This is a genomic window from Haloechinothrix sp. LS1_15 (assembly GCF_033042135.1).
Taxonomy (GTDB): Bacteria; Actinomycetota; Actinomycetes; order Mycobacteriales; family Pseudonocardiaceae; genus Haloechinothrix.
The window spans coordinates 206,589-223,696 of the sequence record NZ_WBXM01000003.1 but is presented as its reverse complement, the minus strand read 5'-3'; the positions used below and the strand labels follow the sequence as shown (position 1 = coordinate 223,696).

General features: G+C 70.4%; 15 protein-coding genes and 1 riboswitch. Of the genes, 5 read left to right on the top strand and 10 right to left on the bottom strand.

The window, feature by feature from the left end; genetic code table 11:
* Nucleotides 1–13 precede the first annotated feature (13 nt).
* Together F8178_RS06215 and F8178_RS06210 are read left to right on the top strand one after the other, a co-directional pair.
* Nucleotides 14–979 (top strand): zinc-binding dehydrogenase, encoded by a 966-nt coding sequence (locus F8178_RS06215; protein WP_317493698.1) that lies wholly within the window; start codon nt 14–16, stop codon nt 977–979.
* Nucleotides 980–1,096: 117 nt separating this feature from the next.
* Nucleotides 1,097–2,158, top strand: a complete 1,062-nt coding sequence (locus F8178_RS06210; protein WP_317493697.1) for an alpha/beta hydrolase — start codon at nt 1,097–1,099, stop codon at nt 2,156–2,158.
* A gap of 55 nt (nt 2,159–2,213) precedes the next feature.
* Here F8178_RS06210 and F8178_RS06205 read toward each other — a convergent pair whose 3' ends face one another.
* The 3 genes from F8178_RS06205 to F8178_RS06195 all read right to left on the bottom strand — a co-directional run bounded on the left by F8178_RS06205 (nt 2,214) and on the right by F8178_RS06195 (nt 5,657).
* Complete coding sequence (locus tag F8178_RS06205) at nt 2,214–3,263, bottom strand: nitronate monooxygenase (RefSeq protein ID WP_317493696.1); 1,050 nt, start codon at nt 3,261–3,263, stop codon at nt 2,214–2,216.
* A 51-nt stretch (nt 3,264–3,314) separates the two neighbouring features.
* Nucleotides 3,315–5,210, bottom strand: a complete 1,896-nt coding sequence (gene lepA / locus F8178_RS06200) for a translation elongation factor 4 (RefSeq protein WP_317493695.1) — start codon at nt 5,208–5,210, stop codon at nt 3,315–3,317.
* 72 nt (nt 5,211–5,282) lie between these two features.
* Complete coding sequence (locus F8178_RS06195; RefSeq protein WP_317493694.1) at nt 5,283–5,657, bottom strand: VOC family protein; 375 nt, start codon at nt 5,655–5,657, stop codon at nt 5,283–5,285.
* Nucleotides 5,658–5,957: 300 nt separating this feature from the next.
* Between F8178_RS06195 and rpsT the strand changes: the two genes are divergently transcribed.
* A complete protein-coding gene (gene rpsT, locus F8178_RS06190; protein WP_317493693.1) occupies nt 5,958–6,224 on the top strand; it encodes a 30S ribosomal protein S20 in 267 nt (88 codons plus the stop codon).
* 124 nt (nt 6,225–6,348) lie between these two features.
* Here the strand turns inward: rpsT and holA are convergent, their stop codons facing one another.
* Nucleotides 6,349–7,338: a DNA polymerase III subunit delta gene (holA, locus tag F8178_RS06185; protein WP_317493692.1), complete on the bottom strand. Its 990-nt coding sequence runs from the start codon at nt 7,336–7,338 to the stop codon at nt 6,349–6,351.
* A gap of 291 nt (nt 7,339–7,629) precedes the next feature.
* A riboswitch (SAM riboswitch) is annotated at nt 7,630–7,765 on the top strand.
* A gap of 14 nt (nt 7,766–7,779) precedes the next feature.
* Here holA and thrC point away from each other — a divergent pair.
* Together thrC and F8178_RS06175 are read left to right on the top strand one after the other, a co-directional pair.
* Nucleotides 7,780–9,069, top strand: a complete 1,290-nt coding sequence (thrC, locus tag F8178_RS06180; protein ID WP_317493691.1) for a threonine synthase — start codon at nt 7,780–7,782, stop codon at nt 9,067–9,069.
* Nucleotides 9,070–9,184: 115 nt separating this feature from the next.
* Entirely contained in the window at nt 9,185–10,789 is a 1,605-nt protein-coding gene (locus F8178_RS06175; RefSeq protein ID WP_317493690.1) for an alpha/beta hydrolase, read from the top strand.
* Here F8178_RS06175 and F8178_RS06170 read toward each other — a convergent pair.
* The 6 genes from F8178_RS06170 to nadD all read right to left on the bottom strand — a co-directional run bounded on the left by F8178_RS06170 (nt 10,735) and on the right by nadD (nt 16,984).
* A complete protein-coding gene (locus tag F8178_RS06170) occupies nt 10,735–13,149 on the bottom strand; it encodes a DNA internalization-related competence protein ComEC/Rec2 (protein WP_317493689.1) in 2,415 nt (804 codons plus the stop codon). The two genes, F8178_RS06175 and F8178_RS06170, sit on opposite strands and share 55 nt — an antisense overlap.
* Entirely contained in the window at nt 13,146–14,156 is a 1,011-nt protein-coding gene (locus F8178_RS06165) for a ComEA family DNA-binding protein (protein ID WP_317493688.1), read from the bottom strand. Before F8178_RS06165 ends, F8178_RS06170 begins: the two co-directional genes overlap by 4 nt.
* Before the next feature lie 108 nt (nt 14,157–14,264).
* Nucleotides 14,265–15,119: a DegV family protein gene (locus F8178_RS06160; RefSeq protein WP_317493687.1), complete on the bottom strand. Its 855-nt coding sequence runs from the start codon at nt 15,117–15,119 to the stop codon at nt 14,265–14,267.
* A gap of 95 nt (nt 15,120–15,214) precedes the next feature.
* Entirely contained in the window at nt 15,215–15,871 is a 657-nt protein-coding gene (locus tag F8178_RS06155; RefSeq protein ID WP_317493686.1) for a histidine phosphatase family protein, read from the bottom strand.
* The gene (rsfS, locus tag F8178_RS06150) at nt 15,868–16,254 is read right to left on the bottom strand and encodes a ribosome silencing factor (protein ID WP_317493685.1); all 387 of its coding nucleotides are present in this window, start codon (nt 16,252–16,254) and stop codon (nt 15,868–15,870) included. The genes F8178_RS06155 and rsfS overlap by 4 nt, the downstream gene beginning before the upstream one ends.
* Nucleotides 16,255–16,390: 136 nt before the next feature.
* Nucleotides 16,391–16,984 (bottom strand): nicotinate-nucleotide adenylyltransferase, encoded by a 594-nt coding sequence (gene nadD, locus F8178_RS06145; protein ID WP_317493684.1) that lies wholly within the window; start codon nt 16,982–16,984, stop codon nt 16,391–16,393.
* Between the last annotated feature and the right edge of the window lie 124 nt (nt 16,985–17,108).

The window sequence follows — 17,108 nt, the reverse complement described above, 5'->3', positions numbered from 1 at the left end:
GTACGTTGTGGCCATGTTTGCGGTATACGCCTCCGAGCCGAACCCCGAAGACCCACTGGCCTCGCTCACCGTCGGTGAACGCCCCGCCGAGGACCCGCCACCCGGCTGGGTATCGGTCCAGGTGCGGGCGGCGAGTCTGAACATGCACGACATCTGGACGCTGCGCGGCGTCGGGATCAAGTCGGAACAATTCCCGATGATCCTCGGTTGCGACGGCGCGGGCGTGCTCGACGACGGCACCGAGGTGGTGCTGCACTCGGTTATCGGTGATCCGGACTGGCGCGGCGACGAGACCCTCGACCCCAAGCGCACCCTGCTGACGGAGAAGCATCAGGGGACCTTCGCCGACCGGGTCATCGTGCCCGCGCGCAACGCGGTCCCCAAGCCCGCGGAGCTCTCTTTCGTCGAGGGGGCGGCCATGGGTACGGCATGGTTGACCGCCTACCGCATGCTGTTCGTCAAGTCCGGCCTGCGGCCGGGGCAGACGATGCTGGTGCAGGGCGCTTCCGGCGGCGTGGCCACCGCGCTGGTCCAGCTGGGCCGCGCTGCGGGCATGCGAGTGTGGGTCACCGGCCGCACAGAGGCCAAGCGGGAACTCGCTGCGGGACTGGGGGCCCATGCCACGTTCGAGCCAGGGGCACGGCTACCCGAGCGGGTCGACGCGGTTTTCGAGACGGTGGGCAAGGACACCTGGTCGCACTCGCTGAAATCGCTCAAGCCGGGCGGGATCGTGGTGGTCTGCGGTGCCACCAGCGGCCCGGACGCGGTCGCCGAGCTGCAGCGGGTGTTCTTCCTCCAGCTCCGCATCGCCGGATCGACCATGGGGTCCCGCGACGAGCTCGCCGACCTGCTGGAGTTCGTCCGGCTGTCCGGTATCCGGCCGCAGATCGGCACCGAGCTGCCGATGACCGAGGCCGACCGCGGTTTCCGCACCATGCTCGACGGCGAGACCCAGGGCAAGGTCGTGTTCACCCGGTGAACGAGCGCGCCCGGCTGGTCCTGTGACCAGGGGCGTAGCGATGCGGCACGATTCGATACGGCATTGTGATCGATATCTCACAGGGTTACCGGAGCCTGCTGTGCGTAGTCTGTGAGTATGACCACATCGCAGTGGCTGGAGACCGGGCAGCCGGGCGGCAGGATCCGCATCGGCTATCAGCGGTATGCCGGGCTGCGGACGCGGGTGCTCGAGGTGGGCCCCGGCGAGTCCGAGGCGGCGATGCCCCGTGCCGGGTTGCTGCGCCGAGCACGGCCGGGTGCCGCGCAGCAGCGCCACCGGCAGCACCGGCAGCAGCAGCGCAAACGACCGCGCTTCGTGCTGCTGCACGGCTACTGCGACAACGCCGACACGTGGCGGCTGGTGCTCGGCAAGCTCGCCGCAGCGGGCCACTCGGCGATCGCGGTGGACCTGCCCGGGTTCGGCGCCGCCGACGCGCTGCGCCCTGGCCAGATCCTGCCGCAGCATGACGCGTTCCTGGCGGCGGTGATCCGGGAGCAGGCGGTACGCGGCAACGTGGTGCTCGTCGGCAACTCCCTCGGCGGCACCGTGAGCCTGCGCGCCGCGCACCACGACTCGGCGCAGGTGTCCGGGGTGGTCTCAATCGCCAGTCCCGGTTTCGCCGACAGCTGGCTGGTGCGCGGGGTGGCGCGCAACCCGCTGCCGTTGCGGCTGTACGCCTCGCTGCCACTGCCGGTACCGGGGCCGGTGGTGCGGAAGGTAGCCTCCGCCGTCATCCCCCGGCTGATCTACGCTGACGCCAGCGCGGCCGACGGGGCCGACACCGAACGGTTCCTGGCTCAGCTGGCCGATTACCCGGCCACGCGGCAGCGGCTGGAACAGGCGCGGCAGCTCGTCAGCGAGATCGACAACGCCTACCTCCCCGAGCGGATCACGGCACCGCTGCTCGCCGTCGGCTGCGGTAAGGACCGGCTCGTCAGCCCGGCGGGAGCACGCAGGCTGCACACGCTGGTGCCGCACAGCAGGTTGCTGATCAAGCCAGACTGGGGTCACTGCCCCCAACTGGACGCACCAGACGAGGTGAGCCAGCTCGTCAGCTACTTCGCGGCGAGCTGCCGCAACGACGCCGCGCAGGCATCACCGCGAACGTCCCGGCCCACCCCCACCGGCACCGCTCCTCCCGGCACCGCCGCCGGTTGAGTGGCAGCGGGCGGGCGCGAGCGGGCCGCCACGGTCCGGTCGCCGGGCGATCGGATCAGAAGCGGTCGCGCGCGCCGTTGATGGCTTCCCTCGCTTGCTTGACGATGTTCTCGATGATCTCCGCGGCTGGCCGGTCGGCCGCGAGGTGGTAGCAGCGCCCGGCCCACAGCGACATGGCCTCCACATCGCCTGCCGCGGCGGCGGCCGAGCGGATCGGCTTGGTCATGTGGTGCAGCTGCGGGTAAGCAAGCGGCGCGTGCTCGGAGTGTTCCCTGAGGAACCGGTTGACCAGTCCCCTCGCGGGGCGCCCGGTGAACGCCCTGGTGAGCGCGGTGTTCCTGCCACCGTCGGCGAGCGCTTGCCGATACGGTGCCGTGGTGCCTGCCTCCGTCGCGCGCAGGAAAGCGCTCCCCATCTGCGCCGCGACGGCACCCGCGGTGAGCACTGCGGCGACATCGGCACCGTGCGCCAGCCCGCCAGCCGCGATCACCGGCACGTCGACCTCGGCTCGTATCGAGCGCAGCGCGGCGAGCACGCCGTACAGCTCGCCACCCGCGGCGCCATCCCCCGAGTCCGTCAGTGCACCCCGGTGGCCACCGGCATCGCAACCTTGCAGGCACAGCACGTCCGCGCCGAGCTCGGCCGCCTGCCTGGCCTCCTCCGGCGTGGCCACGGTGACCACTACGGTGCTGCCAGCCTTGCGGACCCGGACGACATCGGTCCGCGTGGGGAGTTGGAAGGTGAACGACACCACCGGCACCCGGTTGGCGATCACGGCGTCGAGCTTGGCCGGGTAGTTGTCGTCATCCCATACCGCGGCTCCGGGTGCGGCACCGTAACGCATCCCCTCGACCCGCATCCGTTCCCGGTAGTCGGCCATGTCACCGGCCATCCTGGCCCGCGGCACGAAGAGGTTGACCCCGAAGGGGTGTTCGGTCAGCTGCCGAGTCCGCCCGATCTGGTCAACCAGCTGCTCCGGTCTGAGCAGGCCCCCTGCGAGGAACCCGAACGCGCCCGCGTTCGCGGCGGCGGCGACCAGTTCGGGCGTCGTGGGGCCTCCCGCCATCGGGGCGACGACAACGGGGACCGGTAGCTCGGTGAACATGGCCCGAGCATAGAACCCGTCGACGTCGCCCCCCGGACGGGCGACGGCTGATCATTTCTTGCCTTTGGACTTGTCGCTTCCGCTGTCACCGGAGCTGTCGGCCGACAGCGCGGCTACGAACGCCTCCTGCGGCACTTCCACCCGGCCAACGGTCTTCATGCGCTTCTTGCCTTCCTTCTGCTTCTCCAGCAGCTTGCGCTTGCGCGAAATGTCACCGCCGTAGCACTTGGCCAGCACGTCTTTACGCAGTGCCCGCACCGTCTCGCGCGCGATGATCCGCGAGCCGATGGCCGCCTGGATCGGCACCTCGAACTGCTGCCGGGGGATCAGCTCCCGCAGCCGCCCGGTCATCTTGGCCCCGTAAGAGTACGCCGAGTCCTTGTGCACGATCGCGGAGAAGGCGTCCACAGTCTCCCCCTGCATCAGGATGTCGACCTTGACCAGATCGGATTCCTGCAGGCCTGCGTCCTCGTAGTCGAGCGAGGCGTAGCCTCTGGTGCGAGACTTGAGCGAGTCGAAGAAATCGAAGATGATCTCGGCGAGTGGCAGCTTGTAACGCAGCTCCACCCGATCGGCGGAGAGGTAGTCCATACCGAGCAGCTGGCCCCGCTTGCCCTGGCACAACTCCATGATCGCGCCGATGAACTCGGACGGCGCGATGACGGTGACCTTGCTGACCGGCTCGTGCACCTCGGCGATCTTGCCGGTCGGCCAATCGGCCGGGTTCGTGACCTGGGTCTCGGTGCCGTCGGTCAGGTAGACGTCGTAGACCACGTTCGGTGCGGTGGAGATGAGGTCCAGCCCGTACTCGCGCTCCAGCCTGGCGCGGGTGATCTCCAGGTGCAGCAGCCCGAGGAAGCCGCACCGGAAACCGAAGCCAAGCGCCACCGACGTCTCCGGTTCGAAGGTCAACGAGGCATCGTTGAGCTGCAGCTTCTCCAGGGCCTCGCGCAGCAACGAGTAGTCGGAACCGTCGATGGGGTACAGCCCCGAATACACCATCGGCTGCGGGTCACGGTATCCCGGCAGCGGCTCGGTGGCACCGTGCTTCTCCAGCGTGACGGTGTCTCCGACCTTGGACTGCCGGACATCCTTCACACCGGTGATCAGGTAGCCGACCTCACCGACCCCCAACCCCCGGCAGGAGGTCGGTTCCGGCGAGATGATGCCGACGTCGAGCAGTTCGTGCGTGGCGCCGGTGGACATCATCCTGATCCGCTGCCTCGGCGTGATCGATCCGTCCTTGACCCGGATGTAGGTCACCACGCCCCGGTAGGTGTCGTACACCGAATCGAAGATCATCGCGCGTGGTGGCGAGTCCGGATCGCCCTGCGGGGCGGGTACCTGCCGCACCACCTCGTCGAGCACCGCGGCCACACCTTCGCCGGACTTCGCCGACACCCGCAGTACATCCTCCGGGTCGCAACCGATGATGTGGCCCAGCTCCTCGGCGTACTTGTCCGGTTCCGCGGCGGGTAGGTCGATCTTGTTCAGCACCGGGATCACCGCCAGGTCCTGCTCCAGCGCCAGGTAGAGGTTGGCCAGCGTCTGGGCCTCGATGCCCTGCGCGGCATCCACCAGCAGGATCGCGCCCTCACAGGCGTTGAGCGCGCGCGAGACCTCGTAGGTGAAGTCCACGTGACCCGGCGTGTCGATGAGGTGCAGTACGTGCTCAGTTCCCTCGTGGATCCAGGGAAGGCGCACGTTCTGCGCCTTGATCGTGATCCCGCGCTCCCGTTCGAGGTCCATGCGGTCCAGGTACTGGTCCCGGTAGGAACGGTCGTCGAGCACCCCTGTCAGCTGCATCATGCGGTCGGCCAGTGTCGACTTGCCGTGGTCGATATGGGCGATGATGCTGAAATTCCGGATTCGTTCCGGCGGCGTGAAGGTCGTCGCGGCGAACGTGGTCACTTGGTGTCCTCGTGTGGTCGGGTGTGCGGCTTCCATCGTCCCATGCCCCGTTCCCCTGGCGGCCGGTGTGGCCTCAGGGCATACCACCGGGCCGGGTGGGCCGGGCAATCAGCGGGTGTCCACGCGCAACGGGTGATCCGGCGGGACCTCCACCAGCACGATGCGGGTGCCATCCGGATCGCTGATCCAGGCCTCGATCAACCCCCACGGTTCCTCCCGCGGCTCCCGGTCCGGTCGCAGGCCACGCGCGGCCAGCTCGGTCACCGCGGCGCGCACGTCGCGCACCTGCAGCCACAGCGCCACATCGGGGCCGGGCCCCTCGCTGCCGGTGCCGACCAGCTCGAGGAAGCCCCCTCCGAGGAAGAACACGGTACCGCCGGGGAACTCGCGGTAGACGGCGAGCCCGAGCGTTTCGGCATAGAACGCGCGCGAGCTGTCGAAGTCGCGGGGTTTGAGGAGTATCCGGCTGCTGAGCACGTCCATGCTCCGTGCCTACCTCTTTCACGGCGGGCGCGAAAGCCGGGGGACCCGACCGTTCACCATGACGGCTTCCGGAGGTATTGGTCCGGCGTACCGGTGCGCGGATCAACCGCCATGGAACGGGCAACCACCCGCGAGGCGGCCACCGTGACCGGTGTATGCTGGAGCGTCGTTGCCGTGCGGCATTCCGCAAGGGAGGAAGCCCGCCGGTCCGGAGGAGCCCCAGGGCGAGCCACGGGTCGGCGGGGCCGAACGATCGCGGCACGCATCCCACCGACGACGAGACGATGAAGGAGCGCCAGCGTGGCCAACATCAAGTCACAGATCAAGCGTATTCGCACCAACGAGGAGGCGCGCCAGCGCAACCAGGCCGTCAAGTCCTCGGTGAAGACCGCGATCCGCAAGTTCCGCGAGGCCGCTGCGGCCGGGGACAAGGAGAAGGCCACCGAGCTGCAGCGCGCGGCGGCGAGGAAGCTGGACAAGGCCGCCAGCAAGGGCGTCATCCACAAGAACCAGGCCGCGAACAAGAAGTCGGCGATGGCCAAGCGCCTCCACGCCCTCGACGGCTGATCCCGGTCGCCAGGCCTCGATCACGCATCACACGCGGCCCCCACCCCCGTACCCGCACGATCGGAACGCGAGGGTGGGGGCCGCGTCGTGACGTCGTGCCCCGGGACTCGCGCAGCCGCCCGGCTCAGCCCGCTCGCAGGTCGACGATGGTCAGGACTGCGCGCTCCAGCGCGTAGTTCGGATCCGCTGCCGCGCCTTTGACGTCGGCGTTGAGGTCGGCGACCACCCGCATGGCGGCCGTGAGGCCTTCCCGGTTCCAGCCCGTGGCCTGGCCCTGTGCCTTGCGGATCTTCCATGGCGGCATACCGAGCTGGCTCGCCATGGTGTTCGGGTTCCCCCTGCCTGCCGAGGCCACCCGCGCCACGGTACGAACCGCATCGGCCAGCGCGTCCGCGATCAGCACGTGGGCGACGCCGATGTGCAGCGCCCAGCGCAGCGACGCCAGCGCCGCCGCACGGTCGCCTGCCACGGCCTTTTCCGCAACGGCGAAACCGGTGACGTCGGCCTTGCCGGTGTGGTAGCGACGAACGGCGGCCTCGTCGATGGTGCCGCCGGTGTCCGCGACGAGCTGGCTCGCGGCCGAGGCGAGCTCACGCAGGTCCGAACCGACCGATTCGACCAGCGCACTCGCCGCCGCCGCGTCGATGCGCCCACCCGCGCTGCGTACCTCGGCGCGGACGAACGACTCCCGCTCGGCGGGTTTGGTGACCTTCGGGCACTCCGTGACGGCCGCGCCTGCCTTGCGCAGCGTGGTCGGTAGCGCCTTGGCGGCATTGCTGCGACCGCCGCCGCTGTGCACCACCACCAGCACCACCCCGGCAGCCGGGGCGCGGACATAGCCCTCGAGCGCCGCGGCGGCCTCCTGGGAGATCTCGTGCGCCGCTTCCACCACCACGACCCGGCCGTCGCTGAACAGCGAGGGGCTGACCAGCTCACTCAGCTGCCCGTCGGTCAGCTCGCTCGCGCGCACCCGGGTGAGATCGGTCTCCGGGTCGGAGCGACGCGCCGCGTCGAGGGTGTTCGCCACCGCCCTGTCGATCAGCAGGGGTTCCTCACCGAGTACCAGGTGTAACGGGTTCGGCGCGGCGGGTTGCGCGCTCGCGTGCTGCGTCACGGGCCCTATCCTCGCACGCGGCGCGGCTCCGGCGCGCACTGCTCCGACCGGCGGAACCCCGCCCCGACTGGCGCAGGTTCGTCCCGAAATGTGACCAAGATCTAGTCCCGCGCCGCATTCCGTGGCAGTGCACCACCCCGTGCCGTACGGTGTACAGCGGGTTGGCTGACCAGGGACCACCCCGGGACGGCTGACCGATGACAAGGAACCGAGCTGGGATACGGTAATCGTGGAGCGCAGCGCGGCCATAGATCACTCGACAGCACCGTGCGACAACCGACAACTCGATATCGCTCATCCAGAGGGGCAGAGGGACCGGCCCGATGAAGCCCCGGCAACCAGCGTCAGCCCGTCACCTCGATCGGCGAGGTAGCTGACGCGTTCGGTGCCAATTCCGGCCCATGATTCACCGTGGGACAGATGAGGAAAGGACGCCTCGCCATGACAACTGCATCCGCGCCGTCCGGCGCTACCTCCGCTGCCTCCAATCGCCGATCCGGTGGAATCGACCTCGGCCCCGCCGCGTACCTGAAGTCCAAGGAAGAGGGCCACGAGCAGCCGCTGGCTCCGGAGTTCGTCTCGGCGGAGGACTTCTCGCCACTCGAGGTGGCCTACGACTTCGGCACGGTGCGCCGCTCGGACATCGAATCGGGGCCGCGCAACATCTGGCGCTACAAGAAGCTGCTGCCGGTGCCGTCCGACGTCGATCAGATCCCGAACACCGAGCCCGGCTTCACCAAGCTCATCCGCGCCGATCGGTTGGCGGCCGAGCTCGGGGTGAAGCGCATCTGGGTCAAGGACGACACCGGTAACCCGACACACTCGTTCAAGGACCGCGTAGTCGCCGTCGCGCTCGCCGCCGCCCGCGAGTTCGGGTTCGACGTGCTGGCGTGTCCGTCCACCGGGAACCTCGCCAACGCCGTCGCCGCCGCCGCGGCCCGCGCGGGCTGGGATTCGGTGGTGCTGATCCCCTCCTCGCTGGAACGCGCCAAGGTGCTCACCACCGCCGTCTACGACGGCTCGCTGATCGCGGTGGACGGCAACTACGACGACGTCAACCGGCTGGCCACCGAGCTCGCCGCGGAGAACGAGAACTGGGCGTTCGTCAACGTCAACGTCCGCCCCTACTACTCGGAGGGGTCGAAGACCCTGGCATTCGAGGTCGCCGAGCAGCTCGGCTGGCGCATTCCCGAGCAGATCGTGGTGCCCATCGCCTCCGGGTCGCAGCTGACCAAGGTGGACAAGGGCTTCACCGAGCTGGCTCAGCTCGGCCTCGTGGAGCCGAGCCCGTACCGGGTGTTCGGCGCGCAGGCCACCGGCTGCTCGCCGGTGTCGGCAGCGTTCAAGTCGGGCCTGGACGTGGTCCAGCCGACCAAGCCGGACACGATCGCCCGTTCGCTGGCCATCGGCAACCCGGCCGACGGGCCGTACGTGCTCGACACCGTCAACCGCACCGGCGGGTCGATCGAGGACGTCACCGACCAGGAGATCGTCGACGGGATCCGGCTGCTCGCCAGGACCGAAGGCATCTTCGCCGAGACCGCGGGCGGCGTCACCGTCGCCACCGCCAAGAAGCTCATCGAGGCGGGCACGATCGACCCCGACGCCGAGACCGTGCTGCTGATCACCGGTGACGGCCTCAAAACGCTCGACGCGGTGCAGGACTCCATCGGGCCGAAGGCCACGGTCCCGCCGTCGGCGGAGGCGGTCGCCGAGGCGCTGCGCAGCTAGGTGCTGCCGGGCGCGGTAAGGGCACGGCGGTTCGCGGCACGCCCCCGATCACGCCACACCGTACGTCCGTTTGGCGGATGACATGTCCCTATGTACGATTTGACACGATCGGGGCATGCGAAGACTGTCCCGATCCGCCTGCGCGCTGGCCGCGTGCCTGGTGGTCACCTCGTGCGGCCCGACCGCGTTGGGGGATCCCACCCTGACCCCGGCCGAGCCGCTCCCGCAGGCCCCGCTGTTTCCCGGCCCCCTACAGACGTATTTCGACCAGCTCGACGGCTTCTACGAGCAGGAGCTCTCCTGGGAGGACTGTGAGCCGTACGCGAGCTCCGACTGGGCTCGCGAGTCGCTGGCCGAATCCTCGGCCGAGTGCGCACGGCTGGAAGTACCGCTGGACTACGAGGATCCGGACGGCGAAACGATCACCGTCGGTGTCTCGCGCGTGGCCGCCCAGAGCGACGACATGATCGGGTCACTGGTGACCAATCCGGGCGGACCGGGCATGTCCGGATTGGTCCTCGCCGCGACTGTGGCCGGGGAACTCGCAGACACCGAGGTCGGCGAGCGATTCGACATCGTCGGCTTCGATCCGCGCGGGATCGGTAGCAGCGAACCAACCGTCGAGTGCCTCACTGACGCCGAGCGCGACGACTGGCGGTCCCAACCCGCTCGATTCTCGGACTCCGTGGCGGACGCAGAGGAAATCAATCGCGAGCTCGTGGATAAATGTGTCGAGCGCACCGAGTACGGCGAGGAGATGCTCGCCAACGTGGGTACCCGTGACGTGGTACATGACCTCGACGTGCTACGGGCCGCGCTCGGTGACGAGCAGCTGAACTACCTCGGCTACTCGTACGGCACCCGCATCGGCTACACCTATGCCGAAACTTTCCCCACCCACGTGCGAGCACTGGTACTCGATGGCGCAATGGACCCTGAGCGCAACATAGTGGACACAATGGCGGCCCAGGGCGAAGGCTTCGGCGACGCCTTCGAGGAGTTCGCCGCCTGGTGCACCGAGCGCCACGACTGCCCGCTCGGTCACGACCCCGACGCAGCCGTCGTCGCCTACCAGGATCTGGTGCGACCATTGGTCGACGATCCACTCCCGCTGAACGACGGGAGAGAATTGACCTTCGCGAACGCCACCACCGCAACCATCCAGGCGCTGTACAGCGAGGGCTGGTGGGAGTTCCTGCTGGAGGATCTCCAGCTGCTCCGGCAGGGACACGGCGAGACATTGATGCTCCTGGCCGACGTCTACAACCGACGCAACGAGGACGGATCCTATCCGCCCGGGATGGATGCGGGCCTAGCCATCTCGTGCGTGGATGACGAGCCTGTGACCGACCGCGACACCATCGCCGAGGCGAACGAGGCGTACTTGGATGCGGCACCGTTCCTGGATGGGGGAGAGCCGCTCGTCGCGGCTCGGGGCCCGTGCGCCTCCTGGCCCGTGTCGCACACACTGGAGCACGAGTTCCCCAGCCTGGACGACGTGCCGCCGCCGCTGGTGATCTCCGCCACCAGTGATCCGGCCACACCCCATGAAGGCGCCGAGCAGCTGGCCGACGGCATGGACGGCGCCCTGCTGACCTTCGAGGGAGCCGAGCACGGGCTGTTCGCGCAGGGACACGGAGACTGCATCGACGATGCCGGGGTGGCCTATCTGGTCGACGGCACGTTGCCGGAGGAGGGCACCACCTGCGGTGGTGACTGATCCCGCGTGCCGCCTTGCGGGCCTGCGGGCAGGAGCGCGATGTCGCCGTGCTCGTCGGTCCTGGCGACCCGCGCCCCGGCTTCGGTGAGGTGATCCAGTACCTCACCGTCGGGGTGGCCGTACGGGTTGCCGTGCCCGGAGCTGACCACGGCCACCTCCGGGGCGACGGCGTCGAGGAACTCGGCATGCGTGGCGGCGCTGCCATGGTGCGGCACCTTGAGCACCTCGGCCCGTAGGTCCACCTCCGAGGCGAGCAGGTCGGCCTGGGCCGCCAGCTCCGCATCCCCGGTGAGCAGGATACGGCCGAGCGGGGTGCTCGCCGAGGCCACCAGCGACAGATCGTTGATCTCGGTGCCGCTGGGGTCCTCCGGTTGCTCGGCGGGCACGTGGCGCGGGCCGAGCAACCGGAGGTCCAGCTCCTCCCAGCGCAGGCGGTCCCCCGCCGCCAGCTGGTGTACCGGGACGCCTGCCTGGCCCGCGGCGCCGGTGACCGCTTCCCACGCCCATCCGGGAGTGCGCCCCGGCCCCATCGCGACCGCGTCGACGTCGGTGCCGCGCAGCACGGCGGGCAGGCCCCCGAAGTGGTCCTCATGCAGGTGGGTGATCAGCAGCAGCGGGATCCGCTCCACCCGGAGCCGAGTCAGGCAGTCGGCCATCGCACCGCCGCCGGGTCCGGTGTCGAGAACCACCGCCTCCCCCGGCTGTCCGGTGGCCAGCACCAACCCGTCCCCCTGACCGACGTCGCACGCCACCAGCACCCACCCGTCTGGCGGCCACCCGGGGGTGAGCAGCCGCGCCACCAGCATCGCTACCGTGCCCGCCAGCGCCGCGAACACGAGGATGCGCCGGAGCGACCGGAGGTGGCACGCCGCCCCGAGCAGCCCCATCGCCAGCGCCGCTGACATTCCGCCGGACCAACCGTCCGGCCAGTCGAGGACGCCACCAGGCACCGCCGCCGCGCGATTCGCCACCCACACCAGCCAGCTCGTGCCCGGCCAGGTGAGGCGGGCGGAGAGCTCGGCAGGCCAGGACCCCAGCGGCGACAGCGCGGCGGCCAGCGCCCCGAGCACCGTGGTCACCGCCACCACGGGGGCGGCGACCAGGTTGGCGGCGACGGTCACCAAGCTGATCTCACCTACCATCACCGCGATCAGCGGGGCGGTGGCGAGGAACGCCGCGAACGGCACCACGAGCGCGGCCGCGGGCCCCGCTGGCACGCCCGTGGACCGCAACCGGTCCGTCCAGGCAGGTGCGAGCAGCACCAGCGCAGCGGTGGCCGACACGGACATCGCAAAGCCGAACCGGGTGGCCATAGCGGGATCGACCGTGACAAGCGCACCGGTCGCGAACGCCAGTGCGGGCATGGCCGACCGCTGCCTGCCGAGCAGCAGCGCGAGCAGCCCGACGGCTCCCATCAGCCCCGCCCGCAGCACGCTCGGCGCGTAGCCGACGGTGATCACGTAGCCCGCCAGGGCGGTACCTGCGAGCACAGCGGTCAGCCGCGGGCCGATCCGCAGCAGCCGCAGCACCAGGATCACCGCCCCGCAGACCACACCGACGTGAAGCCCGGAAACGGCCACGAGGTGGGCCATCCCCGCCGAACGGAAGTCGTCGAGCAGTGAGGGTGGCATCCCGGATGTGTCGCCGACGACCAGCCCGGCGAGCAGGCCCGCCTGCTCCTCCGGTAGTACGGTGGCGGCCTGGCGCAGCCCCTGCCGCAGCTGACGCCCCAGCCGCTGCCACCAACGCGGCGCTGTCGTGTGCGCTGGTGCGGTGTCGTGGGCGACCCGGATCGTGGCGACCGTCAGGGCATCGCCGCGGGCCGGGGCGAGGGTACCGGTCACGGTGAGCCGCTGCCCGGGGAGCAGCCACGACCAGTGCCGCTCCGGCGCCACCAGGCGCACGCGCCCCGAGCTGGTGACCCTGCGGCCTCCGGCGACGGCGGCCCGGACCTCGGCGACCGCCACGACGCGGGGCTGCCCGCGCGTCGTGGCACCGGCCGCGCCAGCGCGGACAGGCTCCGGGCGTTCGCGGATGGTGACCTGCGCCTGCACCGGGGCGTGCTGCTGGGCGTGAGCGCGAAGCGGATCGTGCTGCGCCGCGGACAGCTGGACGCCCACCGGCCCCACTGCGAGCCCCGCTGCCAGCAGCAACGCGGCAGCGGCACCGGCGGCCCGCCCGCGCGGACGACGGATCAGCACCAGCACCGCGGCCGCGGCCGCGGTGAACCCGACCACCAAGCTGAGCCACCAGCTCGCCAGCAGCCCGGACCACGCCGCGCACCACAGCGTCGCCGCCGCGGGAACCAGCCGGTAATCCTGCCGGGGTCGTTCGTCGATCGCGGCAGGATCGCCGATCATCCCACGGTGACCCGCTCGCGCAGGCTTTCCAGTGTGCGCTCCCCGATCCCGCTGACCTCGCGGAGCTGCTCGACCGCGGTGAAAGGGCCGTGCCGCTCGCGCCATTCCAGGATGCGCCCGGCCGTGACCTCACCGACCCCGGGCAGGTCCTCCAGCTGGTCCTGGCCCGCGTGATTGAGATCCACCGGCGCGCGGGCTGCATCGTCCGGTCGCGCGCCGGGCGGTCCCTGCTGGTGCCCGTGCGGCGGTGCCGGGACGCCAACATGGATCTGTTCGCCGTCGGACAACCGCCGCGCCAGGTTCACCTCCAGCAGGTCGTCCCCTGACGTGGGCCCGCCAGCCGCTTCGATGGCCTCAGCGACGCGCGCACCGGGCGGCACCGTGACCAGGCCGGGGTTGTCGACCTCACCGACCACGCTGACCACCAGCTCGTCCGTGTCCCTGCCGGGGTCGGCGGATCCTGCCGCACCAGCGGCGACCTCCCCACCGCTGCCTGCCGGGGAGGTTTCCGAACCACGCCCGGTCGTGGCGGGTGGCTCGTCCGCCTGCGTCGCCTCCCACCCCGCATCCGGCCGCTCCGCCACCGGGTCGTGCCCGGCGCGATCGCTCAACACCCACGCCGTGCCACCCAGCACCCCCACCACCGTCACCGCGGTGGCCAGTACCACCAGCAGGCGGGTGCGACCTGCCGGACCGGGCGGATCGAGTGCGCCGGGAACGGCGTCGGTGTCACCGCCGTCACCCCCGTCACGCTCACCGTCCGGGTTCCGGTGGTCCCTACCCGACGTGCCCGCGCGGTGCGCTCCCGGTGCGGCGGCACGCGGCACCCACCGCTCGCGGAGCCGGTCGAGCCTGCGCCGGAACGCGCCCCGCAGTGCCGCCGCGTGGACGCCGTCGGAGCCTGACGATGCGAGGTCGCCGTCACGTGCCCGCGCGACCAGCGCCGCCAGCCGCTCGACAGCCGGGTCCTGTCGTTGTCCGCTGCCGTCACTCGTTCGCTGTGTCACAGCCGCGACGCTAGGCGGCTCCGCGGTGGCACGGTACGGGCTCGCTTGTCGGATGTGGACAGCTCGCGGCGGTGGACAACTCGCGACTCGGGAGGGCAGTGCTCCCGCTCAGCCGCTCCCGCCCGGGTGCTGCACCACCACGCCGAGTACGCCGGGGCCGGTGTGGGCGCCGATCACGGCACCGATCTCGGTGACCACGCAACCCCGCAACAACGGCAGCCGCTTCTCCAGCTCGGCAGCCAATTCCTCGGCGCGCTCCGGCCGTCCCAGATGGTGCACCGCCAGCTCCACCTCGTCCTCACCCGCTTCCCGCACCGCGAGATCGACCAGGCGGGACCGCGCCCGGCCCATGGTGCGCACCTTCTCGAGCGGCAGGATCGCGCCGTCGTCGATGTGCAGTAGCGGCTTCACCGCCAGCGCGGTACCGAAGAACGCCGCCGCCGACCCGATTCGCCCGCCACGCCGCAGGTATTCGAGCGTTTCGACGACGAACATGGTGCGTGACCGGGCCGCCGTCGCCACAGCCACGTCCTCCACCTCGGCTGGGGAGGCGCCGTCACGCGAGGCCTCGGCCGCGGCGATCGCGGCGAAGCCCAGTCCCATGGCGGTGGTTCGCGAGTCGACCACCCGCACCCTGGCCGGATCGACCTGGTCGGCTGCCCGGACTGCGGCACCCCACGTGCCCGACAGCTCGCTGGAGATATGCAACGACACCACCGCGTCGGCACCGCCGTCGAGCGCGGTCCGGTACGCGTGGGCGAGCTCGTCGGGGGTGGGCATGGACGTCGTGACGGTTCGCCGTCTGGTCAGCGCGGCGGTGAGAGCGGCGGCGTCGACGTCCAACCCGTCGAGACCGGCCTCATCGTCGATGAGCACGTACAGCGGCACCACGGCGATACCGTGGTTCGCGGCGGCCCTCTCCGGGAGGTACGCGGTGGAATCGGTGACAACAGCGACCGGCACGTCACGAGCGTAGTAGGGGTGGCACCGGCCCCGACACGGGGCCGCACGCGCGGTGATCGGGCCGTCCCCGCACCGTCACCGCGATCGTGTGCGCGTCATTCGGGCCCGGCGTTGTAGGCGAGCAGCCGCCATCCGCCGGGGTCGGCGGCGAGCTCGACCCAGTGGCAGTTGCCGATCCCGGCGAGCCGGGGCCACAACTCCAGCGGCAACCCCAGCAGGCGTGCGGTGAGCGCCACGATCAGGCCGCCGTGCGCCACCAGCATCACCGTGCCGCTCTCGTAATCCCCGGCTTGCTCCAGCTCGGTGACTACGCCGTGCGCCCGATCGGCGACGTCGACACGGGACTCCCCGCCCGGCGGCGCCCACGACGCGTCGGCTCGCCAGCGCAGCCGCTCCCCCGGCCACCGAGCGTCCACCTCGGCGGCGGTCAGCCCCTGCCACTGCCCCAGGTGGGTCTCCCTGAGCCGCTTGTCCACCCGCAACGGCACACCCATGGCCTCGGTGAACACCGTGGCGGTGTCACCTGCCCTGCGCAGATCGGATGCGACGACCAGGTCGGGGGCGAAGCGCGACAGCCGCGGTACGACGAACCTCGCCTGATCCCACCCGACCGTGGTCAGGGCGGCATCGATGTGCCCCTGCATGCGCCCGACGGCGTTGTACTCGGTCTCGCCGTGCCGCCACAGCACCAGCCGCGCGAGCCCGGGCGGTTCGCCGGGTGTCGCGGTCCCGCGCCCGGGCGGCGCGCTCACGACCCCTCGCCGGCCGCGTCCGCCACCAGACCCTGGATCTCCAGCTGCGGGCAGTCCTTCCACAGCCGCTCCAGCGCGTAGAAGGAGCGCTCCTCGTCGTGCTGGACGTGAATCACCACGTCCACGTAGTCCAGCAGCACCCAACGACCTTCTCGAGCGCCTTCCCGGCGTGCGGGCTTGTGCCCGGTCTCCCGCAGCTTCTCCTCGATGTTGTCCACGATCGCACCGACCTGACGCTCGTTCGGGGCGGAGGCGATCAGGAACACGTCCGTGATCACGAGCTGCTCGGATACGTCGAGTGCCACGATGTCGGAGGCCTTCCTGTCCGCGGCCGCGTGTGCGGCCGTCTCGGCTATCCGCTGCGCTTCCGACGTCGCTGCCACTCTCGCTCCTTTACCTTCCTCGTGTGGTTCCCACGGTCCCGACCGACGCTGCTGGCCAGCATTCGTCCGTGCACCGAGCCTACCGGTAGCGGCACTGTTGCGCGTACCACCTGCGGGACCGCGTGCCGCCGCCGGATCAACCCGCGCGGTAGAGGCCGCGTTTCTGGATGTAGCGCACCACACCGTCCGGTACGAGATACCACACCGGTTCGGCCCGCGACACTCGCTCGCGGCACGACGTCGAGGAGATCGCCATGGCGGTGACCTCGACGAGGCTCACCTTGCCTTCCGGTAGGTGATGGTCGTCGAGGTCGTATCCCGGGCGGGTGACACCGATGAAGTGCGCCAGCTCGAAAAGCTCGTCGGGATCGCGCCAGGTCAGGATCTGCTCAAGGGCGTCGGCCCCGGTGATGAACAGCAATTCGGCATCCGGGTACAGCGTGCGCATGTCGCGCAGCGTGTCAACTGTGTAGGTCTGCCCACCCCGCTCGATGTCCGCCCTGCTCACCGAGAACACCGGGTTCGACGCCGTGGCGATCACCGTCATGAGGTAGCGGTCTTCGGCCTCGCTGACCAAGGTGCCCGTCTTCTGCCATGGCTGTCCGGTGGGCACGAAGACGACTTCGTCCAGCTCGAAACGTGCCTGAACCTCGCTGGCCGCGACGAGATGGCCGTGGTGGATGGGGTCGAACGTGCCACCCATGATTCCGATACGGCGCCGCTGTGGCATAACTCCGGAGCTTACGTGTCGCTGTCCCGACAGTCCGCGGGCGGTGCGGGAGCGAGCTCCGGCGACTCCCCGTTCGGAGCCCGCTCCCGCGTCCTGCCCACGCCGACACCCGCCCACCGACACA

What these genes read in the sequence shown, in the direction of transcription:
- F8178_RS06205 (WP_317493696.1), bottom strand. Translation starts at nt 3,263, where the DNA reads ATGTTCACCGAGCTACCGGTCCCCGTTGTCGTCGCCCCGATGGCGGGA.
- nadD (WP_317493684.1), bottom strand. Translation starts at nt 16,984, where the DNA reads ATGCCACAGCGGCGCCGTATCGGAATCATGGGTGGCACGTTCGACCCC.
- F8178_RS06175 (WP_317493690.1), top strand. Translation starts at nt 9,185, where the DNA reads ATGCGAAGACTGTCCCGATCCGCCTGCGCGCTGGCCGCGTGCCTGGTG.
- F8178_RS06210 (WP_317493697.1), top strand. Translation starts at nt 1,097, where the DNA reads ATGACCACATCGCAGTGGCTGGAGACCGGGCAGCCGGGCGGCAGGATC.
- F8178_RS06170 (WP_317493689.1), bottom strand. Translation starts at nt 13,149, where the DNA reads ATGATCGGCGATCCTGCCGCGATCGACGAACGACCCCGGCAGGATTAC.
- F8178_RS06215 (WP_317493698.1), top strand. Translation starts at nt 14, where the DNA reads ATGTTTGCGGTATACGCCTCCGAGCCGAACCCCGAAGACCCACTGGCC.
- lepA (WP_317493695.1), bottom strand. Translation starts at nt 5,210, where the DNA reads ATGGAAGCCGCACACCCGACCACACGAGGACACCAAGTGACCACGTTC.
- F8178_RS06195 (WP_317493694.1), bottom strand. Translation starts at nt 5,657, where the DNA reads ATGGACGTGCTCAGCAGCCGGATACTCCTCAAACCCCGCGACTTCGAC.
- thrC (WP_317493691.1), top strand. Translation starts at nt 7,780, where the DNA reads ATGACAACTGCATCCGCGCCGTCCGGCGCTACCTCCGCTGCCTCCAAT.